This window comes from Amycolatopsis dendrobii (genome assembly GCF_014145675.1).
Classification (GTDB): Bacteria; Actinomycetota; Actinomycetes; order Mycobacteriales; family Pseudonocardiaceae; genus Amycolatopsis; species Amycolatopsis dendrobii.
On the sequence record NZ_JACGZW010000001.1, the window covers coordinates 376,767 to 398,812 of the forward strand.

A 22,046-nucleotide genomic window follows, 5' to 3' on the forward strand; every position below is an offset into this window, starting at 1 on the left:
CCGGCGCTACCCGAGTTTCCAAGCCACCGCGTGCATCTTGTAGCCAGCGGTGTCCGCGCTCCCGACCACATACCCGCTGTCGGTGATCCACTCGCCCTTGCTGTGACTGCCGCCCGGCAGAATCCCGAACCGCACGGTGTTCCCGTTGTCGTACCAAACAGTCGCGCGGTTCTGCGAAGCCCCCACCGCGTTCCCGTTCGAGTCGACCCCGGCGACGTCTCCGTCGATCAGATACACATTCCCGTCCGGATCCCACAGCACCGAATCCCGGTCCGGCGGATAGAGATAGCCGCTCCCGGTCACATACCCGGCGGGGCTGACCTGGTTGAGCCAGACCGGATTCGCGCTCGGCCATTGCAGGCGCCGCAGGACCCCGTCGCGGTCCCACGTCACCGGGGCAGAGCTCCCGTGCTCGACGTCGGTCAGGTGCCCGGCGATCGTGCCGTTCCGGTTCATGACGTTGTTCGCGCTGGCCCACGCGGCCGGGGCCAGATCGGTGATCGGACCGCCGTTGACCCACCGCACGGAGTGCGCCTTCGCGGGGTTGGAATCCTGGCCGGAGACGATGGTGCCGTCGGCGGAAATGCCGGTGGCGACGGCCCACGTGTCGCCCGGCAGCGTCCCGAGGTCGGTGACCTGGCCGTCCGGGTCCCAGCGGAACGGGTGCTGCAGGCCGTCCGGCGTCTGCCATTCCCCGACGACCACGCCGGTGTCGCTGATCTTCTCGCCCATCGCGTTGTGGTAGCCGGGCGGAAGCGGCATCAAGGTCGCCTGGCCCGCGGCGTCCCACCGCGCCGGGATGGCGATGGTCGGCGTCAGCACGTACCCGGCGGCGACGCCCTGGCTGTTGATGGCGCGTGCCTGTCCCTGAGCGGCGCCCGGGGTCGGCAGCGCGGTCGGGCGCCCGGCGGTGTCCCAGCGGACCGGGTGGTCGAGGCGCGGGTCGCGGCCCGCCGACGACGTGCCGACCGCCGTCCCCGCCTCGTTGACCGCCAGCGCCAGGCTCTGGTCGTCCCCGGGCAGCGGAGCGAGATCAGTCGGCGCGAGCGGATCGGCCCGGGCGGTCCCGGTCGTCGCGCCCGCGAACACGAGCAGGGCGGCGGCGAGCGAGCACGCGCGTCTTCGTCCGGTCGCACTGTTCCTGGTCATCATGACTCCCCATCTGATGCGGCAGTGTGCGACAAGCAGTCGTTTCCCGAGGCAGCGGTGGTACGACCTGCGCGCGGAATTACTCCCGTGGCGCCGGATTTGCCTGCGGACAGCCGACGTATTTTTGCCGTCGTGTTAACCCTGGCGGCGTAAGCGACGTCCCCGGCGTGGCATGACCCACGCTCGGCGTGCGAGACGGCGCCCCGCCCATAAACTTCCGCGCATGGACGACCCGCACTACCTTTCCGGCCTGAACCTGACCGGCCGCCGCGTCGTGGTGTTCGGCGGCGGTTCTGTTGCCCAGCGCCGGCTGCCCCGGCTGATCAGCGCGGGCGCCCGCGTCGAACTGGTGTCGCCGCACACGACGCCGTCGGTGCAGGGGATGGCGGACGCGGGCGAACTGGTCTGGCACCGGCGCCGCTACACCGAGGGCGACCTGCGGGCCGCCTGGTACGCGCTGGCTTGCACGAACAGCCCGGAAACCAACGCCGAGATCTGCGCCGAGGCCGAACGGGAACGCGTCTTCTGCGTCCGCGCCGACGAGGGCGAGTCCGGTTCGGCGGTGACCCCGGCGACCGGACGGCACGGCGGCCTCCTGTTCGGCGTCCTGTCCGGCGGCGAGCCGCTCCGCTCGGCCGCGGTCCGCGATTCGATGCTGGACGGCCTGCACGCGGGCACGATCGAGGACGGCCGCCAGCCGCATCCGGAAGGCACGCTGCCCGGCGTCGCGCTGGTCGGCGGCGGGCCCGGCGACCCGGACCTGATCACCGTCCGCGCCCGGCGGCTGCTGTCGCGCGCCGACGTCGTGGTCGTCGACCGGCTCGGCCCGCGAGACCTGCTGGACGAACTCGCGCCGGAGGTCGAGGTCATCGACGCGGCGAAGATCCCGTACGGCCGCGCGGCGAGCCAGGAGGTGATCAACCGGACGCTCGTCGAGAAGGCCAAGGAAGGCAAGTTCGTCGTCCGGCTCAAGGGCGGCGACCCGTACCTGTTCGGCCGCGGGTTCGAAGAGGTCCAGGCGTGCGCCGAGGCGGGCGTGCCGGTGACGATGGTCCCGGGCATCACCTCGGCCTTCGCGGTGCCCGCGGTGGCGGACGTGCCGGTGACGCACCGCGGGGTCGCGCACGAGGTGGTCGTCGTGTCCGGGCACGTCGCGCCGGGGGACGAGCGATCGCTGGTGGACTGGTCGCTGCTGGCCCGGATGCGCGGGACGATCGTGCTGATGATGGGCGTCGAACGGCTGCCGAAGTTCGCCGCCGCCCTGCTCGAAGGCGGCCGCCCCGGCGACACGCCGGTCGCGGTGATCGAGGACGGGACCATGCGGACCCAGCGAGTGCTGCGGTCGACGCTCGCCTCGGTGGCCGAGGAGGCGGCGGCCGCGGGAGTCCGCCCGCCCGCGGTGATCGTGTTCGGCCCGGTCGCCGGACTTGACCGGAATGAGGCCGGATAACGCCGGACAACGCGCCGTCCGCGCGCGAAGATGTCCGGTATGACCTTGCCTGCCCTGCCCGAGGAGTCATTCCGGCGCGTGCTCTGCGTCGTCGCGCACCCGGACGACATGGAGTACGGCACGTCCGCCGCCGTCGCGCGCTGGACCGCGCGCGGCATCGAGGTCGCCTACCTCCTGCTCACCCGCGGCGAGGCAGGCATGCCGAACCCGCCCGAGGAGACGGCCCGCCTGCGTGTCGCCGAACAGCGCAACGCCTGCGCGGCCGTCGGCGTCGAGCGCCTCACCGTGCTCGACCATCCGGACGGCGTGCTCGTCTACGGCCTCGACCTGCGCCGGGACATCTCCCGCGAGATCCGCCGGTTCAAGCCCGACGTCGTGCTCGGCTGCGGATTCGACGTCGAAACGCCCTACGGCTTCGACCAGGCCGACCACCGCGCTGTCGGACTCGCGACCCTCGACGCGATCCGCGACGCGGGCAACCGGTGGGTCTTCCCGGAGCAGATCGACGACGAGGGCCTGGCCCCGCATTCGGCGCGCTGGTACCTCGTCCCGGGCCTCCCCGGCTCCGGGGCGACCCACGGTGTCGACGTCACGGGAGAACCGCTGCAACGCGGCGTCGCGTCTCTGGAGGCGCACGCCGCGTACCTGGCCGCGCTCCCGGACCACCCCGCGCCCGCCGACTTCATCCCGCAGTTCGCGGCGATGAGCGGCAAGGCCATGGACGTGGAGCACGCCGTCCTGTTCCGCGCACACGACCTCCAGGCGCCTCCGCACTTACCCGACGACGACTGACATGGCCCCGGCGGAAGGTCATGCGGGGGTCCTGAGGGACTTTGATTCCGTCAGGACCCCCGCACGAACCTCGAGGCTCCGGGCTCAGGCCGGGTAGCGGCGAAAGGCGAAGTCCCGGATCGCCGCGCTGAGCCGCTTGGGGTCGAAGCGCAGCTCGACCGGGCTGCGGGCCTGGACGAACTCGGCGTTCGGCAGGTCCTCGGCCAGGCTGCCCGCGTCGCCGAACGGGTGGATCGGGTCGCCCTCGTGCCCGATCACCAGCGTCGGCGTGGTGATCGTGCCCCGGATCGACTTGGGCGGCGCGACGCGGCCGAACAGCACGCCGTGCAGCAACGCGGCCATCGGAGCCGGTTCCTGGCTCAGCGTGTCGGTGATGACGTCCACCCACTGGTTGCCGTGCGGCACCAGGTGCGCGGCCAACGCCACCCCGCGCACCGTCGCGGGCAGGAAGCGCGCGGCGAACAACAGGGGTGCGAAGGTCAGCAGCCCGGCGATGATCGCATTGTCCAGCACCGGCATTTCGACCACCAGCCCGCGCACCCGCGACGGGGCGGCCACCGCCACCTCCAGCGCCACGTTCGCGCCCAGCGAGGTGCCGCCGACCACCGCGTCCTCGATCTCGAGATGGTCGAGCAGCGCGACGGCCTGCTCGCCGAACGCGGGCATCGAATAGCGCCACGACTGCGTCGGCCGGTCCGAGTCGCCGTGGCCGAGCAGGTCGAGGGTCACCACGCGGAACCCGGCGCGGGCGAGCCGCCTGGCCAGCGGCGCGTGCATCCGCCGGGTGAACATGATCCCGTGCATCAGCACCACGACGCGGTCGCCGCTGCCGTATTCGGTGTAGCACAGGCGCTGGCCCTCGTGGCGGAACGAGCCGGACAGCTCGATCGGCCTCGCCCTGCGGGCCGCCGCGGGTTCCGCCGGCGGGGCGTCGGCGACGGGCACGGGTGCCGGATCCATACGGGCGCCTCCCTCTCCACCTCGGGTCTCCAGGAAAGCATCCCGCAGCGCCGTTGGCACAGTGTCAACCGGATGAGCTGGGGTGGCCGGGATGAGTAAAGATGGCCGCATGACCGAACCAGTAGCCGCCCTTCCCGAACTCGCCTCGCTCCGCGTCGACCTCGACGGCGCGGTCGCCGAGGTCACCCTGCTCGGCCCGGGCAAGGGCAACGCGATGGGCCCCGACTTCTGGCGCGAGCTGCCGCAGGTGTTCGCCGCCCTCGACGCCGACCCGCGCGTGCGCGCCGTGGTCCTGACCGGCAGCGGCAAGCACTTCTCCTACGGCCTCGACCTGCCCGCGATGATGGGCAGCTGGGCCCCGCTGCTGGCCGGCGACGCGCTGGCCGGGCCGCGCACCGAGTTCCACCGCGAGGTCCAGCGGCTGCAGCAGGCGGTCAGCTCGATCGCCGAATGCCGCAAACCCGTCGTCGCCGCGGTGTCCGGCTGGTGCATCGGCGGCGGCGTGGACGTCATCACCGCCGCCGACATCCGCCTGGCCAGTGCGGACGCGAAGTTCAGCGTCCGCGAGGTGAAGGTCGCGATCGTGGCCGACATCGGCAGCCTGCAGCGCCTCGCGCCGATCGTCGGCGAGGGCCACGTCCGCGAGCTCGCGCTGACCGGCAAGGACATCGACGCCGCGCGGGCGGAGAAGATCGGCCTGGTCAACGACGTGTACCCGGACCAGGAAACCGTGCTGGCCAAAGCCCGCGAGCTGGCCGCGGAGATCGCCGCGAACCCGCCGCTGGTCGTCCAGGGCACCAAGCAGGTGCTGTCGACGAACACTGAACGCCAGGTCGCCGAGGGCCTGCGCTACGTCGCCGCGTGGAACTCCGCGTTCCTGCCGAGCAAGGACCTCCAGGAAGCCGTGCAGGCCTTCCTGGAGCGACGAGCGCCGGAATTCAAGGGCGAGTAAAACAGGCACGGGAAAGCGAGCACGAGGAGTACGACGTGAGCAACGGCGCTGAGGTCACCGGCTACCAGGCATTCCGCGCGGCGCGGGACTATCTGCAGGCCCACCGCGAGGACTACGAAACCGCTTACCGGGAGTTCGCGTGGCCGCGGCTGGACGAGTTCAACTGGGCCACCGACTGGTTCGACGCGATCGCGGCGGATCCGGCGAACGCGCAGCGGTACGCGCTGTGGATCGTGGAAGAGGACGGCGCCGAGAACCGCTGGACGTTCCCGGAGATGTCGGCCCGGTCCAACCAGGTCGCCAACTGGCTGCGCGGCCTCGGCGTCGCGCGCGGCGACCGGGTGATCGTCATGCTCGGCAACCAGGGCGAGCTGTGGGAGACCATCCTCGCGGCGATCAAGCTTGGCGCGGTCGTGATCCCGGCGTCCACGCTGCTCGGACCGGCCGACCTGGTGGACCGCGTCGAGCGCGGCAACGCGAAGCACGTGATCGTGCGCGACGTCGACGCGGAGAAGTTCGCCGACGTAGCGGGCGGCTACACGCGCATCGCGGTCGGCGAACCGGTTTCCGGCTGGCACGCCTTCGAAACCGCGTACGCGTCGTCGGCCGAATTCACCCCGGACGGGGTCACCCGCGCCGAGGACCCGCTGCTGCTGTACTTCACCTCGGGCACCACCGCGAAACCGAAACTCGTGCAGCACACGCACGTGTCCTATCCGGTCGGCCATCTGTCCACAATGTACTGGATCGGGCTGGAACCGGGCGACGTCCACCTCAACATCTCGTCGCCGGGCTGGGCCAAGCACGCGTGGAGCAACTTCTTCGCGCCGTGGAACGCCGAAGCGACCGTTTTCCTGTACAACTACGCGCGGTTCGACGCGGCCGCGCTGATGGCGCAGATGGACCGGTGCGCCGTCACCAGCTTCTGCGCGCCGCCGACGGTCTGGCGGATGCTCATCCAGGCGGACCTGACCGAGCTGCGGACGCCGCCGAAGAAGGTCGTCGGCGCGGGGGAGCCGCTCAACCCCGAGGTGATCGAGCAGGTCGAGAAGGCGTGGGGCGTCACCATCCGGGACGGCTTCGGGCAGACCGAAACCAGCGTCCAGGTCGCGAACACGCCCGGCCAGGACGTCGTGGCCGGTTCGATGGGCCGCCCGCTGCCCGGGTTCGCGGTCGCGCTGGTCGACCCGGTGACCGGCGAGCGCGCGACCGAGGGCGAGATCTGCCTCGACCTGGCGCACCGGCCGGTCGGCCTGATGGCGGGCTACGCGGACGACGACGAGCGCACGTCGGCCGCGTTCGCGAACGGTTACTACCACACCGGCGACGTCGGCTCGATCGACGAGCGCGGCTACATCACCTACGTCGGCCGCACCGACGACGTCTTCAAGGCGTCGGACTACCGGATCTCGCCGTTCGAGCTGGAGAGCGTCCTGCTGGAGCACGAAGCGGTCGCCGAGGCGGCCGTGGTTCCCGCGCCGGACCCGATCCGGCTGGCCGTGCCCAAGGCGTACGTCGTGCTCGCCTCGGGACGCGAGCCGAACGCCGAGACCGCGCGAGAGATCCTCGCGTACGCGCGGGAGCACCTCGCGCCGTACAAGCGGATCCGGCGGCTCGAGTTCGGGGAGCTGCCGAAGACCATCTCGGGCAAGATCCGCCGGGTCGAACTGCGCGGCCGCGAGGGCGGCGAACGGCCCGAGGGCGAGTTCCGCGAGGACGACTTCCCGGACCTCAAGTCCTGAGCCGTGGTTCCGGCCGGGGTCTTACTCGGCCGGAACCACCGCCGCCAGCACGGTTTGCCCGCCCTTGCTGCACGTGGTGCCGCCCTGCGCGGCGGGCGGGCCGGAAACGCACAGCCAGCCGTCGACGGTCGCGTTGACCGGATTGTTCGATCCCGCCGCCTGGCGGCCGTTGATCGCCTGGTGGAACTTCTTGACGAGCGCCATCGCGTCCGCGCACGGGACGGTTTTGTCGTCGTAGACGTACAACGTCATCCCGCTCGCCGCGGTGACCGTGCCGCACGTGCCCGGAGCGGACGGCGGCGCCTGTTTCGACGGCTTCGGCGCGGCCGCGCTGCTGCTGGGCGCGGCGGGCGTACTGCTCGCGCCCGCGGTCTGCGGCAGCGGCGGGGGAGCGTGCGTGCTGGGCGCCGCCGAGGCGATCGCGGAGGGCGCCGACGAGGCGGCCGCCGGTGGCGCTTGATCCCCCGAACAGGCGGTGAGCGCGGGCAAAACCACCACAGCCGCGCACAGCGGCCCGTACACGGTTTTCGACGGGAGCACCGCGATCCTTTCTCCGGGGTCGCGCCCATTCTGGCCCCTCGCGCCCCTGCTGAGCGGCACCGACACACCGGAACGGACCCGGTTCTGTCTACTGTGGACGGTTGTTTTCCGGTTTCCGGACTGGGAAATCCGCATCGCCCGCACGCATCGTTCGGAGGAATCCGGCCCGAGGCGGTTAACGCCCGGCGGTCCCGCGCCGACGTAGAGGGCAGGCGCCCCGCGCGTTCCAGGTCCCCGAAGCCCGACGCCAGAGAGCACGAGTCACCCAGAGCATGAGCACCGAAACCGTCCCCGCAGCCGAGACCGACACCCCGACCGGCCCGCCGACCGAACCCTGCAGCGTGGTGTGGTGCGGCGGCCGCCCCTACGTTCTCGAAGCCGGAGCCGTGCGCCCGCGCTGGGTGGGCACCGACGGCCGCGGCCGTCCCGAGACGCTGAGCAACGCGCAGCTGCAGCGCCGCGGCTGGAGCCACCGCCGCGCTGCCAGCAGGCGCCGCGCCCGCTGAGACTTCCGCCGGACGGCGGCCGGAACCGGGGAGGGGTTCCGGCCGCCGTCCGGCGGATCCGCCGTTTTCCCCGTCATCGCGCCGATTCGTCCCCGGCGCCGATTCGTTCCCGGCATCGGCCGGCCCGCGCCGTCGCATCCCCGGGCTGTGGATCCGCTCGCGCGGCCGCGGCGGAAGCGGCCCAGTGCCGGACGAGCCGGGTCCGCCCGCGCCGTTCCGATCCGCCGCCGGGCCGAGCGCCCCAATGCCGCTTTGGGCGCGTCTGACGCACCAATGCCGCCGGCAGCGCGGTGCGCTGCGGCGTCGCTCCCGCGAAAGTCCGTGAGGGCAACCCCGCGGGAATCAGAGTTCCCCTCGCGGACTTCGGCATGGTGCCCGGCGAGGCGGAACCCCGAACTTCACCCGCCGGGAGAAACCTCGCGACCCGGCTCGCTCTAGGCTGACCGCGTGACCACGGTCCCCGACGAGCCCAAGAACGAGGCCAAGGCCGAGCCCTCCCTGTGGCGGCAGGCGCTCACCATCCCCAACCTGCTGTCGCTGCTGCGCCTGGCGGGCGTCCCGGTGTTCCTGTGGCTGCTGCTCGGCCCGAAGGAGGACGGCTGGGCGCTCGCCCTGCTGATCTTCTCCGCGCTCACCGACTGGCTCGACGGCAAGCTCGCCCGCTGGCTCGACCAGATGTCGCGGCTCGGGCAGCTGCTCGACCCCGCCGCGGACCGGCTCTACATCCTCGCCACGCTCGTCGCCTTCCTGATCCGCGACATCATCCCGTGGTGGGTCGTCGTCCCGCTGGTGCTGCGCGAGCTGGTGCTCGGGGTGTGCGTGATGCTGCTGCGGCGCGGCGGGTTCGCGCCGCCCGAGGTCACCTACATCGGCAAGGGCGCGACCTTCGTGCTCATGTACGCCTTCCCGTTCCTGCTGCTCACGCAGGGCGGCTCGGAGGTCGCCGCGGTCGCGCGGCCGATCGCCTACGCGTTCATGGTGTGGGGCGGCGTCCTGTATGTCTGGTCCGGGGCGCTCTACGTCGTGCAGGCGGCTCGCGCGCTGCGCACCCGGTGATGGAAGATTGTCGGCACGAAAGCCAGCACCAGGAAGGGGAGCGGCGTTGACCACTCCGGAAGAACTGCGCTACACCGAGGAGCACGAGTGGGTCGCGACCCGCGAGGGTTCGCTCGTGCGGGTGGGCATCACCGAATACGCGCAGGACCAGCTCGGCGACGTCGTGTTCGTCGACCTGCCCGAGGTCGGCAAGCAGGTCGGGGCGGGCGACGCGTTCGGCGAGGTCGAGTCCACGAAAAGCGTCTCGGAGCTGTTCGCGCCGGTCGACGGCGAGATCGTCGCGGTCAACTCCGCGGTCGCCGATTCGCCGGAGCTCGTCAACTCCGACCCCTACGGCGAGGGCTGGCTCGTGGAGATCCGGCTCGACGACCCGGCCGGTCTCGAAGCGCTGCTCGAGGCCGAGGCGTACCAGGCGCTCATCAAGGGCTGAGCCGTTCGGCCGGGCGCGGTGAGCCTCAAGGGGAGCCCGAGGGTTCCGGGCCGGTCGGGCACGGTACGTTGACAGCTGCACGTTCTTGGTCGATGACAACACTTCATGCGTAGAGGAGAGCTCAGGTGAGCACGAACGACGGGCCCGGCGTTCCCCCGGAGCAGTCTCCGGAGCGGACCTCTGTCTTCCGGGCCGATTTCCTGGCCGACATGGAAGGCCAGCAGGAGTCCGCGCCGGCCGCCGAGGCACCGGTGCAGGGCGTCGACGCCCTGCCGCCGGGTTCCGCCCTCCTGGTCGTGAAGCGCGGGCCCAACGCGGGCTCCCGCTTCCTGCTCGACCGCGACACCACCAGCGCGGGACGGCACCCCGACAGCGACATCTTCCTCGACGACGTCACGGTTTCCCGCCGCCACGCGGAATTCCGGCGCGAGGGCGGGGAGTTCGTCGTGATCGACGTCGGCAGCCTGAACGGCACCTACGTCAACCGCGAGCCGGTCGACCAGGCCGTCCTCGCCGGCGGCGACGAGGTGCAGATCGGCAAGTTCCGTCTGGTCTTCCTGACCGGCCCGGGGCACGGGGGCCAGGGGGCGCAGTGACGGCGGCCGGGCAGCCCGGTCGTCAGGAGGCCCGGCGGGACGGGTTGAGCATCGGGGCGGTGCTCGCGCAGCTGCGCGGGGACTTCCCCGATGTCACGATTTCGAAGATCCGCTTCCTCGAGGCGGAAGGCCTGGTCCGCCCGGGCCGCACGCCCTCGGGGTACCGGCAGTTCTCGCCCGCGGACGTGGAACGCCTGCGGTACGTGCTGTCCGCGCAGCGCGACCACTACCTCCCGCTCAAGGTCATCAAGGAGCAGCTCGACGCGGCCGACGCGGGTGCGCAACCGCCCGCGCCGGTCCCGTCGGCTCCCCAGCTGCCGCGGCGGCTCGTGCCGCTCGGCGACGGGAGCGATCCGGCGGGACTGCCCGCGGCGGCGGACTTCGAGACCGGGCCGGAGCTCCGGCTCACCCAGGAAGACCTGCTGGACCAGGCGGGCATCGACGACGCGATGCTCGCCGAGCTGTGCCAGTACGGCCTGCTGCGCCCCGGCGCGGCGGGTTTTTTCGGCCCGGAATCGGTCCTGATCGCCCGCACCGTCAAGGCGATGACCGAATTCGGGCTCGAACCGCGGCACCTGCGCGCGTTCCGCGCCGCGGCCGACCGCGAGGTCGGCCTGCTGGAGCAAATCGTGACCCCGGCGTACCGGCATCGGGACGCGGACGCGAAGGCGCGCGCGGACGAGGTCGTGCGCGAACTGGCCGCGCTGTCGGTCACGCTGCACACGCTGCTCGTCAAAGCCGGCATCCGCGGCGTCGCCGGCGACTGACCCGTATGCCCGAGACGCGGTTCCGGTCACTTGTCAATGACTGAACCTCAGCGCCGGGATGCCGTACCGTGAGAGACGGTTCGCGAGACCACGAACCGAGAATGTCCGCTGCGAGCGAGCACAGCGCCCGGATGACGGGTAGCGTCGGAGACAACGGTCGTCAGCCGTCGCCAGCGCTGCGGCCCGTGTGCACGAGAGGGAGGCGAAGCCCGATGAGCGAGATGCGCGTCGTCGGCGTGCGGGTCGAACTGCCCGCCAATCAGCCGATCTTGTTGCTGCGGGAGACCGAGGGCGAGCGGTACCTGCCGATCTGGATCGGCTCGGTCGAAGCCACCGCGATCGCCCTGGAACAGCAAGGCGTGCGGCCCGCCCGGCCGCTCACCCACGATCTGCTCAAAGAGGTCATCGGCGCGCTCGGGCGCGAGCTCGAGCAGGTCGTGATCACCGACCTCAAAGAAGGCACGTTCTTCGCCGAGCTGGTCTTCGACGGCGACATCCGGGTGTCGGCCCGCCCGAGCGACTCGGTCGCGCTGGCGCTGCGGATCGGCGTCCCGATCCACGCGGTCGACGCCGTGCTCGAGGAAGCCGGGCTGATCATCCCGGACGAGCAGGAGGACGAGGTCGAGAAGTTCCGCGAGTTCCTCGACTCGGTGTCCCCGGAAGACTTCCGCGGCGCCGACACCTGATCGCCCCTGCCCGGCGGTTTCCCGCCGGGCACGAGCTCATCGCGCGGTGGCGCGGGCGAACAGGTCCGCCAGTTCCCGGCCGTAGCGGTCCAGGTCCACGGACGGATCGGCGGCGTACGCGGCGGCGACCCCGTCGATGGCCTGCGCGATCGACAGCGCCACGATCTCCGGCGAGATGTCGCCGAACGCCCCTTCCTTGCGGCCCTGTTCCAGCTGCCGCCGCAGCGCGCCGGTGCGCAGCTGCCCGACCATGACGCCGGTCATCGCCCATCCGTCGCGGTCGTCGGCGTGCGCGGCCATCTCGACCAGCACCCGCTCGCATTGCGGGTAGTCGCGGAGGAACGCGACGGAAGTCTCGATGTACGCGCGCAGGTTTCCCGGCCGGTCCGCCGGGTCGACGCCCTGGCTGCGCTCGCGCAGGTATTCCGATTTGGTCTCGGACACCGTGCTCAGCACCGCCTGCATGAGGCCGGCCTTGTTCGTGAAGTGATAGGAGATCAGCCGCGTGCTGCTGAGCCCGGCCCGTTCCTTGATGCGCGCGAAGGTGGTGCGCGCGTACCCGTGGTCGGCGATCGTGGCGATGGTCGCGCCGATGATCTGGGCCCGGGTGGTGGCCTCGGTGACGCTCAGGCCGAGTTCGGCTTGCGTGTCGATGTTTACTTGCATGACTAACAAGTTACTTGGCTGAGTAAAAAGTGTCAATCCCGTACGGCGAACGGGCCAAAGCCTCGACACGGGCTTGAGGTCCGCCGCGCGTCGCGTTGACCGGCTCGCGGCGCAGCCTTACCGTCAAAGGCGGTAAATCGCCACGATGTGATTCGCCGACCCGGCGCGCTCGTGGCAGTTTTCCCCGGCCGATCCCGATCCTGGGCTCGACCGGCCTGTCGAACGCCCCGCCGCGAGGCCGGGCGAGGGGAGGCTTGCGGTGGTCGAGGCTGGTCGTCCGGAGATACCTGCCGGACCTGTCGCCGACGGCGAGCAGGGCGAGCTGTTCCCCGACGCCTCGCTGCCCGACGAGCTGGTCGGCTACCGCGGTCCCGCGGCCTGCCAGATCGCCGGGATCACCTACCGCCAGCTGGACTACTGGGCGCGCACGAAGCTGGTAGCGCCCAGCATCCGGACGGCGCACGGTTCGGGGTCGCAGCGGCTGTACTCGTTCAAGGACATCCTGGTCCTCAAGGTCGTGAAACGCCTGCTGGACACCGGGGTCTCCCTGCAGAACATCCGCGTCGCGGTGGACCACCTGCGCGTGCGCGGGGTGCGCGACCTGGCGAAGGTCACGCTGTTCTCCGACGGCACCACGGTGTACGAATGCACGTCGCCGGAGGAGATCGTGGATCTGCTCCAGGGTGGCCAGGGCGTGTTCGGCATCGCGGTCAGCGGGGCGATGCAGGAGATCAGCGGCACGATCCACGAGTTCCCGGCCGAGCGCGCCGACGGCGGTCTGGTCGAGGCCGTCGTGCCCGACGAGCTGACGCAGCGCCGCAACGCCCGCCGCACGGGCTGATCTTGGTCCGCGCTAGACTGGGCGCGCGATCGACGAACCCGCGCGGGAGAGACCGAACCGGCATCCCCGGTCCGGCGCCGAAGGAGCAAGTCCTCCCCGGAACCTCTCAGGCACCCTGGACCGCGCGGACGAGACGCCTCTGGAAAGCGCCTCGGCAGGAGACCACCAGCCGATGCCGCCGACGGTGCAAACCCGGCTATCCACGCGGGTGAAACTCTCAGGCGCCCCGCGGGGTACGGACAGAGTGGGGAGGGCCACGCCTCTTTTCCGGCGTGGCGGCTTCGCCGGGTGAGGTTCAGACCACCCGGGAGGTCTGAACCTCGGCTCTGTGGTCAAGACCACAACCCCGGCGTTTCCGGGGATCAGCCCGGGATCTTGTCCAGGAAACCGTGCACCTTGGCGATCCGGCCGTCGGCGATCTCGATGACGTCGAACCCGATCGCGATCGGCTCGGGGGCGCCCGGAGCCGACAGGTACCACTGGAACCGGGCGAGATCGTGGTGCGCGTCCGGCTCCGCGGGCAGGCTGAAGACCAGCCCGGCGAACTGTTCCTGCGCGGTGCCGATGAATCCGTCGATCTCGTCCTGTCCGGTGACCGCGCCGAGCGGATCGGTGTAGGTCGCGCCCGGGGCGAACACCTCCGAGACGAGCCTGCGGCGCTGCTGCGGGTCGGTCTCGTTCCAGACGTCGAGGTAGCGGCGGGCGAGGTCGGTCGCGGTCGGTGCGGTGGCGGTCATGTCGGGGTCCTCCTTGTGTCGTCCCGTTTTCGGCAGGGCCAAGCGTGTCCGAAGATCCGCGGCTGGTCGATTACGCGGGAGGTAATCGGTTCGCCGTGCTAAACCGGGGCATGGACTACGGCCGCCTGGCGATCGACCGGCAACTGGAGAAATTCCGCGAGATCGTGACACGCAACGAGTTGGTGTCCGAAGTGCTCGCGCGAGCGGCGGAGCCGGCTCTTCCCGGCTGGTATCTGACGGCGGGCTGCCTGTGCCAGACCGTGTGGAACGTGGTGACCGGACGCCCGCCCGCCGAGGGCATCAAGGACTACGACCTGTTCTACTTCGACGATTCGGATCTCAGCTGGGACGCGGAGAACGCGGTCATCGAGGAGGGCGTCCGGAGGTTCGGGGATCTCCCGGCGACAGTGGAGATCCGCAACGAGGCGCGGGTGCACCTCTGGTACGAGGACCGCTTCGGCGTGCCGTGCGCGCCGTACCCGTCCACCGAGGCGGCCATCGATTCGTTCCCCTCCACGACGCCGTGCCTCGGGATCCGCCTCGTCGGAGAGGAGTGGCGGGTTTACGCGCCGCACGGCTTCTCGGACCTGTTCGACCTCGTCGTGCGGCCGAACCCCGGGCACGCGCCGCGGAGCAGCTATGAGGCGAAAGCCCGGCGCTGGCAAGAACAATGGCCGGAGTTGACCGTTCTGCCGTGGCCCGGTTGACGGGGGTGCCGGCTCGGGCGTAGTTTCGATACGAAACGGTAGCGTATTGAAAAGGGAGCCGATGGAAGCGCCGGGAGTGGGCAGGCCGCGCGATGCCCGCAGGGATGCCGCGATCCACGAGGCGGCCTTGGCGCTGCTGCGCGAAGCCGGATACGACCAGCTGTCCATCGAAGCGATCGCGGCCCGTGCCGGTGTTGCCAAGACGACGGTTTACCGGCGGTACCGCGACAAAGCGGCCCTCGTCGCGGCGGCGGTGGAGCAGCGGCAAACCTCGGTTCCGCCCGAGGCGGTCTCCGGCGGACTGCGGGAAAACGTGCTGGCCGTCGTGCGGTGGCTGGCGCGCGAGATCGCCGAGCAGGAGATCGGGGTGCTGGGCGCGCTGTTCGCGGGGATGCGCAGCGATCCGCGGCTCGCGGACGAGATGCGCCGGATCCTGCGCCGGGACCAGACGGCGATGGCGGATCGGCTGCCGCGCACCGCATGGGCGCCTGGCGCGGCTGAGCTGTTCGCCGAAGTCGCGCCGGGAGTGATCGTGCACCGGATCGTCTTCGCCGGCGAGCCGTGCGACGAGCCGTTCCTGCGGCATCTCGTGGACGACATCCTGCTGCCATTGCTGAAGGGAATCCGGGCATGATCGTGATCACGGGGGCGACCGGCGCGCTCAACGGGGCGACTGTGGAGCATCTGCTCAAGCGCGTCCCGGCGGAGGAGATCGGCGTCAGCGTCCGGGATGTCGCCAAGGCGCGGCACCTCGCGGACCGGGGTGTGCGGGTGCGGCAGGGCTCCTACGAGGATCCCGCGGCACTGCGGAAATCGTTTGAAGGGGCGGAAAAAGTCCTGCTGGTCTCCTCGAACGATCCGCACGCGGACGGAGTCGGTCTGCACCGCGCGGGCATCGAGGCGGCGGTAGCGGCCGGGGCGCAACGGATCCTGTACACCAGTCATCAGAATTCCCGGATGGACACGCCTTTTCCGCCAGGTCCGGAGCACGCGGCGACCGAGCGGATCCTCGCCGGGTCCGGGGTCGCGTGGACCGCGCTGCGCAACGGGTTCTACGCGCACAGCATCGGCTGGCTGCTCGGGAACTGGCGGGAGGACGGGGTGATCGAGGCCCCGGCGGACGGCCCGGTTTCGTGGACCGATCGGGCGGATGCCGCGGAAGCGGCGGCGGTGATTCTGGCCGGGGACAGGGCATTCGACGGACCGGTGACGCTGACCGCTCGGCAGGCGGTGACGTTCGACGACGTGGCCGAACTCGCGTCGCGGGTCAGCGGGCGTGCGGTGCGGCGCGTCGTGGTGGGGGACGAGGAGTGGGTCGCGGGCGAGCCGGAAGAGGCGGCGCGGATGAAGCTGTCGATGTTCGAGGCCTCCCGGCAAGGCCACTTCGCCGAGACGAGCCCGGTACTGGCCGAGCTTCTCGGCCGCGAACCACGCGGAATCACGCTCTAGAACCGAAAAACTCCCGGCAGAAAGCGCGAAACGTCTCCGCCCGCCGGGTCAGCCGCGCGCCCTCCGCGCGGGCCAGCACGACCGGCGTCGTCGGAACCCGCTCGCGCAGCGGACGTACGGCGAACGGCGTGCCCTCGACGGAAAGTTCCAGCGGCGGCCGCTGCACGGAAAGCGTGTAGCCCAGGCCCCGGGCGACCAGCGCGCGCGCCAGTTCGAAGCTCGTCGTCCGGTGCGCGACCGGCATCGGCAGGCCGACAGCGGCGAAGACGTCCCGGAAATAGCGTTCCGACGGCGGTACGTCCAGCAGGACGAACGGTTCGCCGGCCAAGGCGCGCAGCGAAACCGTCTTGCGGCGGGCCAACGGGTGCGCCAAGGGGAGGAGCACGCTCGGCGGCTGGTCGTACAGCGTGTCCGCCGCGATCCCGGGCATCAGGTCCTGCCGGTACAGCACGGCGAGGTCGCAGCGGCCCTCCAGCAGGAGGTGCTGCAGGTCAGGCAGGGTGCCTTCGACGAAGGAGACGTCGACTTCCGGGTGCTGGGCGCGGAAGGTCGCCAGCGCGGCGGGCACGTGCAGCGGCGCGAGAGGGGTGTAGCAGCCGAAGTTCAGGCGTCCGGCGAGGTCTCGGCCGTAGTCGCGGGCGGTGGCGCCGAGTTCCGCCACCGAGGTGAGCACCGCGCGGGCCTCGCCGACGACCTGGCGGCCGGCGTCGGTCAGCGCGGTCGTGCGGCCGGGGCCGCGGAGGATGAGCTGCACGCCCAAAGTCCGTTCCAGCGAAGCGATCGCCAGCGACACCGCCGACTGCGACACGTGGCAGCTGTCCGCGGCTGCGGTGAGGCCGCCGGTGTCGGCGACCGCGACCAGATACTCGAGCTGGCGCAACGAGGGAGACATCAGTTCAGCTTATGTCCTTCACGAGAAATGTGAACTGGACCGATGACCGCCGACGCGGCAGGGTCGGGGCATGACCCGGCACAAGCACCCGTTCGTCCCCTACACGCCGCCGCGGCTGTCCCCGGAGGAGAGCCTCGCCCGCGGGCAGGAGCTGTACCGGCTGCTCGACCGGCGCCGGTCGGTCCGCTGGTTCTCGCCGGACCCGGTGCCGCTCGAAGCGATCGAGACCGCGGTCCGGATCGCGAACACCGCGCCGAGCGGGGCGCACCACCAGCCGTGGACGTTCGTCGCGACGGCCGACCCGGACGTCAAGCGCGCGGTGCGCGAGGCGGCCGAGGTCGAGGAGCGGAAGTTCTACCGCGAACGCAACGCGCCGGACTGGCACGCGGCGCTCGCCCGGCTCGAAACCGACGAGCACAAGGAATTCCTCGAAGTCGCGCCGTGGCTGGTGGTCGCGTTCGCGCAGAAGAGCACCCCGCTGCCGGACGGTTCGCTGCGGAAGAACTACTACGTCAACGAGAGCGTCGGCATCGCGTGCGGCATGTTCATCACCGCACTGCACACGATGGGCCTGGCGACGCTCACCCACACGCCGAACCCGATGGGTTTCCTCAACGAGGTCTTCGAGCGCCCGGTCACCGAACGGCCGTACATCCTGTTCCCGGTCGGCTATCCCGCGCCGGACTGCGAGGTGCCCGACCTCGACCGCAAACCGCTCGCCGAGGCGCTGGTGGTGCACGCGCCGTTACCTCGGGAGTAATGGTCTCCCGGCGGGCGACGCCGTAGCGTCGGACGCGTGACGACCACGGTGAAGGCCCCGATCGGCGAACTGCTCCGGGAATGGCGCGACCGCCGCCGCATCAGCCAGCTCGACCTCGCGATTTCGGCGGACATTTCGACGCGCCACCTGAGCTTCGTGGAAACCGGCCGGTCCAAGCCGAGCCGGGACATGGTGCTGCGGCTGGGCGAGCACCTCGACATCCCGCTGCGCGAACGCAACCGCCTGCTGCTCGCCGCGGGCTACGCGCCCGCCTACGGCGAGTCCGACATCGGAGCGCCGGAGATGACCGTGATCCGCGAGGCCGTCCGGCGGCTGCTCGCCGGGCACGACCCGTACCCGGCCGCGGTGGTCGACCGCGGCTGGAACCTCGTCGACGCCAACCTCAGCCTCGGCGTGCTCACCGAAGGCATCGCGCCGTCGCTGCTGACCGGCCCGGTGAACGTCCTGCGCGCGACCCTGCACCCGGACGGCATGGCGCCGCGGGTGCTGAACCTGGGGGAGTGGCGGGCCCATCTGCTGGGCAGGCTGCGCCGTCAGGTCGAGCAGACCGCGGACGCCGGGCTGGCCGAACTGCTGGAGGAACTGCGCGGATATCCGTGCGACGACGAGGTCCCCGAGGTGGAGATCCCTGGCCCGGGCGACATTTTCGTGCCGCTGCGCTACCGGCACGGGGATCTGGAGCTGACGTTCTTCAGCACGGTCGCGACCTTCGGGACGCCGCTGGACGTGACGGTCGCCGAGCTGGTGATCGAGTCGTTCTACCCGGCCGATCCGGCGACGGCGGCGTTCTTGCGCGAGCGCGTGACCGGCTGAGCGCGGCTACGATCGGGGCCATGCGGGCGTTCGTGGTGACCGGACCGGGGGAGGCCGGGCCTGCCGAGGTGCCGGAGCCGGCCGCCGGGGTCGGCGAGGTGGTCGTCGACGTGGAGCGGGCCGGGGTGTGCGGCACCGACGTCGAGTTCTTCACCGGCGAGATGCAGTACCTCGCCGACGGGCACGCCGAGTACCCGATGCGGCTCGGCCACGAATGGTGCGGCACGGTGTCGGAGGTCGGCCGGGGCGTGCATCCGGCGTGGGTCGGCCGCCGCGTCACCGGCGACACGATGCTCGGGTGCGGCGACTGCCGGCGGTGCCGGGGCGGGCGCCAGCACGTCTGCGCGGACCGGCAGGAGGTCGGGATCCGCGGCGGCCGGGCGGGAGCGCTCGCCGAACGCCTCGCCGTGCCGGTGCGCTCGCTGCACGAACTGCCCGACACGGTGGATCCCGTCGCGGGCGCGTTGGCCGAACCGGGCGGCAACGCTTGCCGGGCAGCGCGAGCGGCCGCGGGAGAACGGGTGCTCGTGCTCGGCCCGGGGACGATCGGGTTGCTCACCGCCCTGTTCCTCCAGGCCGCGGGCAGCGAGGTCCATCTGGTGGGCGCGACGCCGTGGTCGGTGGAATTCGCGCGCGGCTTGGGTTTTTCCGCCAGCACGAACGTTCCGGAGCCGCCTTTCGACGCGGTGGTCGACGCGACCGGCGATCCCTCCGCCCCCGCGCTCGCGGCCGAGGTCGTCGAACCGGCGGGGCGGATCGTCTGCATCGGACTGTCCGGACGGCCGAGCCTGCTGGACACCCGCATGCTGGCGTTGAAGGACGTCACCGCGATCGGCGTGCTGAGCGGTTCGCCGGGCTTGGCGCAGGCGATCGACGCGTACGCCTCCGGCGAGGTGGATCCGCGGCCGCTGGTGGCGGCGACGGTCGGGCTGGGCGACGTCGCGGCAGTGCTCGGCGGGCAGCGACCGCCGGGGGCGCCGAAGATCCACGTAGACCCGCGCCGGTAAACCAGGTTGCCCGGCGGGCGCGGAAACGAGAGGGTCGGGGCATGAGTGCCGACCTGACTTTCCGCCAGCCGACCGAAAACGACCACGCGCGCGTGCTCGCCGCACTGGGACCGTGGTGGGGCGGGCTGAAGGGCGAAGCCGGCGCGAAGGAGCGGGCGCTGCTGGTGCCGCGCCTGTACTTCCAGCATTTCACCACCACGAGCCGCTTGGTGGAACGTCCGGACGGGACGCTGGCGGCGTTCCTGATCGGCTTCGTCTCGCAGACCGACCCGGACACCGCCTACATCCACTTCGTCGGCGTCGACCCGGAACTGCACGGGCAGGGGATCGGCCGTTCGCTGTACGAATGGTTCTTCGGGCAGGTGCGGGAATCGGGGGTGCGGAAGGTGAAGTGCATCACCAGTCCGCAGAACGCCGCTTCGCGCGCGTACCACGCGCGGCTCGGGTTCGAGGTGTCCGGCGTGCTTCCGGATTACGACGGGCCGGGCTTGGACCGGGTCGCGTTCACCCGCAGCCTTGACGACCAGGCGGGCTGACGCCGTCGGCCGGGGGAACAGCGGACCCGGCAGATAGGCGAGGGCCGTGGCGCTGGACGCCTTCGAGTGAAGTCCTGCGCCAGGGAACCGCGTTTGCCGGCGGTCCGGGGCTTGAGAGAAGCGTCTCCGGATTTCGCGAGGGAGACGTTCTTTTCCGCGCTGAAATTCACTGCCTCGGACTTGTCGCAGCGGAACCAGGATTCCGCGCCGGGTTCGAAGTTCGCATTCTCGAGGAGAGACGTGTTCGCGCCTCGATCGCTTGCTGCGGGTTCCTCGTCTCGTCGGTGAAGAACGCACCGGGGCGGCGGGCTCGCGGAGACCGGCCGCCCCTCTTATTCGGTCCGGCGTCGTCAGTCGCCTTGCGGTACGCGCACGACCTGCCCCGGGCTGATGACGTTCGGATTCGTGATCGTGCCGGGGTTCGCCGCCGCGAGGCGGTAGTAGAGGTTGCCGGAGCCGTAGTATTTCTTGGCGATGCTCCAGAGCGTCTCGCCTTGCGCCACGGTGTGTTCGAGGTAATTGCGGTAGCCCGGGACGATTTTCGGCCCGAAGACGACGGGCACGACGGTTTTTTCGAGTTCCGCTCCGTCGTTCGCGGAAACGTGGAAGACCTCGACGAAGAGACGGTCGAGCTTGAAGGCCGCGCGGCTGACGTCGACGACGAGCTGGAACTGGCTGTGTCCGCCCGAACCGTCGCCGGCCAGGAAACCGCCGGTCACCTCGTCGTGGCCTTCGTGGATGCGGTAGCTGAAACCGGCTTCGAACGCGCCGCCGGCCACGCCGGCGAGCTGAATGTCGTGTCCTACCAGGTCGTATGTCGCTGGTTGCTCCAGAGTGACCGTCACTGTTGGCCCTTTCGTCGTCGCGCATCGGGGAGTGCCGGACGAAGAGAGGTCCATGGTGCCGGGCGGCGGCTCCGGGCGGATAGAGGAATTCGTCCCGAGACCGGCCGCGGGGCATGCGGACGGTCTCGGGAATGGTCAGGCAGACGGGCGAGAACCGCGCGAGGGCCTGGGCTGACAGCGAAAGGGCGCGGGACGGTGGTCGCGGGACGGCCTTTCCGAAGAGCGCTCAGCGGGCTTCGATGACGGTCTGGAACTGGTCGGCGGCCCGCTCGACCTTCTTCTGCGGATCGGCCAGCAGCGACGCGACCGCCTCGCCGAGTTTGCCCGCCGGGGGCTGGTATTCGAGCGAGATCTCCACGCCGGTGCGGCCGTGGCCCTTGTCCTCGAACCGGACGACGCCGGAGTTGCGCACGTCCGGATCGGCGTCGTCCACGGTGGTCCAGGCGATCTTGCGCGGCGGCGCGTCTTCGACGATCCGGGCCTGCCATTCCACTGTGGACCCCGCCGGTCCGTCGACCTTCCACCGGGTGCGGGTCCCCTCGCGGTCGAGGGCTTCGACCGACTGGACGTCGGAGAACAGTTCCGGCAGCCGGGTCAGCGGACGCCACCAGTCGTAGCACGCCTGCGCGGGAGCGTTGACCTCGACGTAATGCGCTGCAGCAGCCATGGGCGCCTTTCCTCGGAGTTCAGCGGAATCTTGCCGAATTCTCCGGTTACCCGGCTGTCGACGGGGCAAACCGCCGATCGTTACGAGATTCCCTTGCGGGGCAGAGGAACGAGGCTGGCGCCGACCCGGACGTCGAGGGTCCGGTCGAGGCCGAGCAGCCGGAGGGGACGCAGCACGGCGCGTTGGTGCGCCAGCACCGTGAAGGGCACCTCCGCGAGGTGAGCTGCGTGGTCGGCTGCCATCAAGGCGGACAGCCCGCGGCAACTGCAGAACGTCACAGCTCCCAGATCGGCGACCACTCCGCCGGGGGAGTGCGCCATCGCCGCGACGGTGTACTCGAAAAACCTTTCAGCGCTTGAGGAATCGAGGTCGCCGGATGCCGCGACGACCGTGACGTCATCGGTGGTGCTGACGGTGACGTCTGCGCGCGTGGGCAGCCTGGCAGGACGAACGGGGCGGGTCATCGGGGGCCTCCTGCG

28 protein-coding genes and 1 riboswitch are annotated in these 22,046 nt (G+C 70.9%); of the genes, 19 read left to right on the forward strand and 9 right to left on the reverse strand.

From position 1 onward, the window contains the following. Positions 1 to 6 precede the first annotated feature (6 nt). Positions 7 to 1,149: an HAF repeat-containing protein gene (locus H4281_RS01615; protein ID WP_182889060.1), complete on the reverse strand. Its 1,143-nt coding sequence runs from the start codon at positions 1,147 to 1,149 to the stop codon at positions 7 to 9. A gap of 223 nt (positions 1,150 to 1,372) precedes the next feature. Here H4281_RS01615 and cobA point away from each other — a divergent pair, with 223 nt between their 5' ends. Together cobA and H4281_RS01625 are read left to right on the forward strand one after the other, a co-directional pair. Further along, on the forward strand, positions 1,373 to 2,599 hold the full coding sequence (cobA, locus tag H4281_RS01620) for a uroporphyrinogen-III C-methyltransferase (RefSeq protein WP_182889061.1): 1,227 nt from the start codon (positions 1,373 to 1,375) through the stop codon (positions 2,597 to 2,599). Between the two features lie 30 nt (positions 2,600 to 2,629). Next, positions 2,630 to 3,391 (forward strand): PIG-L deacetylase family protein, encoded by a 762-nt coding sequence (locus H4281_RS01625; RefSeq protein WP_220506580.1) that lies wholly within the window; start codon positions 2,630 to 2,632, stop codon positions 3,389 to 3,391. Positions 3,392 to 3,475: 84 nt separating this feature from the next. Here the strand turns inward: H4281_RS01625 and H4281_RS01630 are convergent, their stop codons facing one another. Beyond that, entirely contained in the window at positions 3,476 to 4,351 is an 876-nt protein-coding gene (locus tag H4281_RS01630) for an alpha/beta fold hydrolase (protein ID WP_182889063.1), read from the reverse strand. 109 nt (positions 4,352 to 4,460) lie between these two features. On the opposite strand from H4281_RS01630, the gene H4281_RS01635 reads away from it, so the two are divergent. Beyond that, positions 4,461 to 5,303, forward strand: coding sequence for a crotonase/enoyl-CoA hydratase family protein (locus H4281_RS01635; protein WP_182889064.1), 843 nt, complete (start codon positions 4,461 to 4,463; stop codon positions 5,301 to 5,303). 35 nt (positions 5,304 to 5,338) lie between these two features. Further along, the gene (locus H4281_RS01640; protein WP_182889065.1) at positions 5,339 to 7,045 is read left to right on the forward strand and encodes an AMP-binding protein; all 1,707 of its coding nucleotides are present in this window, start codon (positions 5,339 to 5,341) and stop codon (positions 7,043 to 7,045) included. A 21-nt stretch (positions 7,046 to 7,066) separates the two neighbouring features. On the opposite strand, the gene H4281_RS45370 is transcribed toward H4281_RS01640, so the two are convergent. Next, positions 7,067 to 7,297, reverse strand: a complete 231-nt coding sequence (locus H4281_RS45370; RefSeq protein WP_237600011.1) for a hypothetical protein — start codon at positions 7,295 to 7,297, stop codon at positions 7,067 to 7,069. A gap of 13 nt (positions 7,298 to 7,310) precedes the next feature. Here H4281_RS45370 and H4281_RS45375 point away from each other — a divergent pair, with 13 nt between their 5' ends. The 7 genes from H4281_RS45375 to H4281_RS01675 all read left to right on the forward strand — a co-directional run bounded on the left by H4281_RS45375 (position 7,311) and on the right by H4281_RS01675 (position 11,626). After that, on the forward strand, positions 7,311 to 7,505 hold the full coding sequence (locus H4281_RS45375; protein ID WP_246411244.1) for a hypothetical protein: 195 nt from the start codon (positions 7,311 to 7,313) through the stop codon (positions 7,503 to 7,505). Between the two features lie 352 nt (positions 7,506 to 7,857). Next, positions 7,858 to 8,091: a hypothetical protein gene (locus H4281_RS01650; RefSeq protein ID WP_182889067.1), complete on the forward strand. Its 234-nt coding sequence runs from the start codon at positions 7,858 to 7,860 to the stop codon at positions 8,089 to 8,091. Positions 8,092 to 8,538: 447 nt separating this feature from the next. Further along, complete coding sequence (gene clsA, locus H4281_RS01655; RefSeq protein WP_182889068.1) at positions 8,539 to 9,147, forward strand: cardiolipin synthase ClsA; 609 nt, start codon at positions 8,539 to 8,541, stop codon at positions 9,145 to 9,147. Between the two features lie 46 nt (positions 9,148 to 9,193). Beyond that, on the forward strand, positions 9,194 to 9,577 hold the full coding sequence (gene gcvH / locus H4281_RS01660) for a glycine cleavage system protein GcvH (RefSeq protein ID WP_037805718.1): 384 nt from the start codon (positions 9,194 to 9,196) through the stop codon (positions 9,575 to 9,577). Positions 9,578 to 9,702: 125 nt separating this feature from the next. Continuing rightward, complete coding sequence (gene garA / locus H4281_RS01665; protein WP_009078859.1) at positions 9,703 to 10,173, forward strand: glycogen accumulation regulator GarA; 471 nt, start codon at positions 9,703 to 9,705, stop codon at positions 10,171 to 10,173. Further along, the gene (ftsR, locus tag H4281_RS01670; RefSeq protein WP_182889069.1) at positions 10,170 to 10,940 is read left to right on the forward strand and encodes a transcriptional regulator FtsR; all 771 of its coding nucleotides are present in this window, start codon (positions 10,170 to 10,172) and stop codon (positions 10,938 to 10,940) included. Before garA ends, ftsR begins: the two co-directional genes overlap by 4 nt. Positions 10,941 to 11,152: 212 nt before the next feature. Then, complete coding sequence (locus H4281_RS01675) at positions 11,153 to 11,626, forward strand: bifunctional nuclease family protein (protein WP_009078856.1); 474 nt, start codon at positions 11,153 to 11,155, stop codon at positions 11,624 to 11,626. 36 nt (positions 11,627 to 11,662) lie between these two features. Here H4281_RS01675 and H4281_RS01680 read toward each other — a convergent pair whose 3' ends face one another. After that, on the reverse strand, positions 11,663 to 12,292 hold the full coding sequence (locus H4281_RS01680; protein WP_182889070.1) for a TetR/AcrR family transcriptional regulator: 630 nt from the start codon (positions 12,290 to 12,292) through the stop codon (positions 11,663 to 11,665). A gap of 259 nt (positions 12,293 to 12,551) precedes the next feature. Here H4281_RS01680 and H4281_RS01685 point away from each other — a divergent pair, with 259 nt between their 5' ends. Further along, positions 12,552 to 13,133, forward strand: coding sequence for a MerR family transcriptional regulator (locus H4281_RS01685; RefSeq protein ID WP_009078853.1), 582 nt, complete (start codon positions 12,552 to 12,554; stop codon positions 13,131 to 13,133). A 33-nt stretch (positions 13,134 to 13,166) separates the two neighbouring features. Further along, positions 13,167 to 13,266: riboswitch (glycine riboswitch) on the forward strand. A gap of 229 nt (positions 13,267 to 13,495) precedes the next feature. Here the strand turns inward: H4281_RS01685 and H4281_RS01690 are convergent. Continuing rightward, positions 13,496 to 13,870, reverse strand: a complete 375-nt coding sequence (locus H4281_RS01690; protein WP_182889071.1) for a nuclear transport factor 2 family protein — start codon at positions 13,868 to 13,870, stop codon at positions 13,496 to 13,498. 110 nt (positions 13,871 to 13,980) lie between these two features. Between H4281_RS01690 and H4281_RS01695 the strand changes: the two genes are divergently transcribed. The 3 genes from H4281_RS01695 (at position 13,981) to H4281_RS01705 (ending at position 16,026) form a co-directional block, all read left to right on the forward strand. After that, complete coding sequence (locus H4281_RS01695; RefSeq protein ID WP_182889072.1) at positions 13,981 to 14,577, forward strand: nucleotidyltransferase family protein; 597 nt, start codon at positions 13,981 to 13,983, stop codon at positions 14,575 to 14,577. Positions 14,578 to 14,638: 61 nt separating this feature from the next. Continuing rightward, entirely contained in the window at positions 14,639 to 15,211 is a 573-nt protein-coding gene (locus H4281_RS01700; RefSeq protein ID WP_182889073.1) for a TetR/AcrR family transcriptional regulator, read from the forward strand. Next, positions 15,208 to 16,026, forward strand: coding sequence for an NmrA family NAD(P)-binding protein (locus H4281_RS01705; RefSeq protein WP_182889074.1), 819 nt, complete (start codon positions 15,208 to 15,210; stop codon positions 16,024 to 16,026). The genes H4281_RS01700 and H4281_RS01705 overlap by 4 nt, the downstream gene beginning before the upstream one ends. Here H4281_RS01705 and H4281_RS01710 read toward each other — a convergent pair. Then, a complete protein-coding gene (locus tag H4281_RS01710; RefSeq protein WP_182889075.1) occupies positions 16,016 to 16,918 on the reverse strand; it encodes a LysR family transcriptional regulator in 903 nt (300 codons plus the stop codon). The two genes, H4281_RS01705 and H4281_RS01710, sit on opposite strands and share 11 nt — an antisense overlap. 70 nt (positions 16,919 to 16,988) lie before the next feature. On the opposite strand from H4281_RS01710, the gene H4281_RS01715 reads away from it, so the two are divergent. Genes H4281_RS01715 through H4281_RS01730 form a run of 4 tightly spaced genes read left to right on the forward strand, consistent with a single transcriptional unit; the run spans position 16,989 to position 20,055 of the window. Beyond that, a complete protein-coding gene (locus H4281_RS01715) occupies positions 16,989 to 17,678 on the forward strand; it encodes a nitroreductase family protein (protein ID WP_182889076.1) in 690 nt (229 codons plus the stop codon). Between the two features lie 36 nt (positions 17,679 to 17,714). After that, complete coding sequence (locus H4281_RS01720; protein ID WP_043834352.1) at positions 17,715 to 18,512, forward strand: helix-turn-helix domain-containing protein; 798 nt, start codon at positions 17,715 to 17,717, stop codon at positions 18,510 to 18,512. A gap of 20 nt (positions 18,513 to 18,532) precedes the next feature. Continuing rightward, on the forward strand, positions 18,533 to 19,519 hold the full coding sequence (locus H4281_RS01725; RefSeq protein WP_182889077.1) for a zinc-dependent alcohol dehydrogenase: 987 nt from the start codon (positions 18,533 to 18,535) through the stop codon (positions 19,517 to 19,519). A gap of 41 nt (positions 19,520 to 19,560) precedes the next feature. Continuing rightward, positions 19,561 to 20,055 (forward strand): GNAT family N-acetyltransferase, encoded by a 495-nt coding sequence (locus tag H4281_RS01730; protein ID WP_182889078.1) that lies wholly within the window; start codon positions 19,561 to 19,563, stop codon positions 20,053 to 20,055. Positions 20,056 to 20,405: 350 nt separating this feature from the next. Here H4281_RS01730 and H4281_RS01735 read toward each other — a convergent pair whose 3' ends face one another. The 3 genes from H4281_RS01735 to H4281_RS01745 form a co-directional block, all read right to left on the reverse strand. Continuing rightward, on the reverse strand, positions 20,406 to 20,900 hold the full coding sequence (locus tag H4281_RS01735; RefSeq protein ID WP_182889079.1) for a LysM peptidoglycan-binding domain-containing protein: 495 nt from the start codon (positions 20,898 to 20,900) through the stop codon (positions 20,406 to 20,408). Between the two features lie 226 nt (positions 20,901 to 21,126). After that, on the reverse strand, positions 21,127 to 21,567 hold the full coding sequence (locus tag H4281_RS01740) for an SRPBCC family protein (protein ID WP_182889080.1): 441 nt from the start codon (positions 21,565 to 21,567) through the stop codon (positions 21,127 to 21,129). An 80-nt stretch (positions 21,568 to 21,647) separates the two neighbouring features. After that, positions 21,648 to 22,031 carry an STAS domain-containing protein gene (locus H4281_RS01745; RefSeq protein ID WP_182889081.1) on the reverse strand — a complete coding sequence of 128 codons (384 nt, stop codon included), beginning with the start codon at positions 22,029 to 22,031 and terminating at the stop codon, positions 21,648 to 21,650. Positions 22,032 to 22,046: the final 15 nt, after the last annotated feature.

Coding starts and splice junctions, on each gene's coding strand:
- H4281_RS01615 (WP_182889060.1), bottom strand. CDS start 1,149: ATGACCAGGAACAGTGCGACCGGACGAAGACGCGCGTGCTCGCTCGCC.
- cobA (WP_182889061.1), top strand. CDS start 1,373: ATGGACGACCCGCACTACCTTTCCGGCCTGAACCTGACCGGCCGCCGC.
- H4281_RS01625 (WP_220506580.1), top strand. CDS start 2,630: ATGTCCGGTATGACCTTGCCTGCCCTGCCCGAGGAGTCATTCCGGCGC.
- H4281_RS01630 (WP_182889063.1), bottom strand. CDS start 4,351: ATGGATCCGGCACCCGTGCCCGTCGCCGACGCCCCGCCGGCGGAACCC.
- H4281_RS01635 (WP_182889064.1), top strand. CDS start 4,461: ATGACCGAACCAGTAGCCGCCCTTCCCGAACTCGCCTCGCTCCGCGTC.
- H4281_RS45370 (WP_237600011.1), bottom strand. CDS start 7,297: ATGACGTTGTACGTCTACGACGACAAAACCGTCCCGTGCGCGGACGCG.
- H4281_RS01650 (WP_182889067.1), top strand. CDS start 7,858: ATGAGCACCGAAACCGTCCCCGCAGCCGAGACCGACACCCCGACCGGC.
- H4281_RS01675 (WP_009078856.1), top strand. CDS start 11,153: ATGAGCGAGATGCGCGTCGTCGGCGTGCGGGTCGAACTGCCCGCCAAT.
- H4281_RS01680 (WP_182889070.1), bottom strand. CDS start 12,292: ATGCAAGTAAACATCGACACGCAAGCCGAACTCGGCCTGAGCGTCACC.
- H4281_RS01690 (WP_182889071.1), bottom strand. CDS start 13,870: ATGACCGCCACCGCACCGACCGCGACCGACCTCGCCCGCCGCTACCTC.
- H4281_RS01695 (WP_182889072.1), top strand. CDS start 13,981: ATGGACTACGGCCGCCTGGCGATCGACCGGCAACTGGAGAAATTCCGC.
- H4281_RS01700 (WP_182889073.1), top strand. CDS start 14,639: ATGGAAGCGCCGGGAGTGGGCAGGCCGCGCGATGCCCGCAGGGATGCC.
- H4281_RS01705 (WP_182889074.1), top strand. CDS start 15,208: ATGATCGTGATCACGGGGGCGACCGGCGCGCTCAACGGGGCGACTGTG.
- H4281_RS01710 (WP_182889075.1), bottom strand. CDS start 16,918: ATGTCTCCCTCGTTGCGCCAGCTCGAGTATCTGGTCGCGGTCGCCGAC.
- H4281_RS01715 (WP_182889076.1), top strand. CDS start 16,989: ATGACCCGGCACAAGCACCCGTTCGTCCCCTACACGCCGCCGCGGCTG.
- H4281_RS01725 (WP_182889077.1), top strand. CDS start 18,533: ATGCGGGCGTTCGTGGTGACCGGACCGGGGGAGGCCGGGCCTGCCGAG.
- H4281_RS01730 (WP_182889078.1), top strand. CDS start 19,561: ATGAGTGCCGACCTGACTTTCCGCCAGCCGACCGAAAACGACCACGCG.
- H4281_RS01740 (WP_182889080.1), bottom strand. CDS start 21,567: ATGGCTGCTGCAGCGCATTACGTCGAGGTCAACGCTCCCGCGCAGGCG.
- H4281_RS01745 (WP_182889081.1), bottom strand. CDS start 22,031: ATGACCCGCCCCGTTCGTCCTGCCAGGCTGCCCACGCGCGCAGACGTC.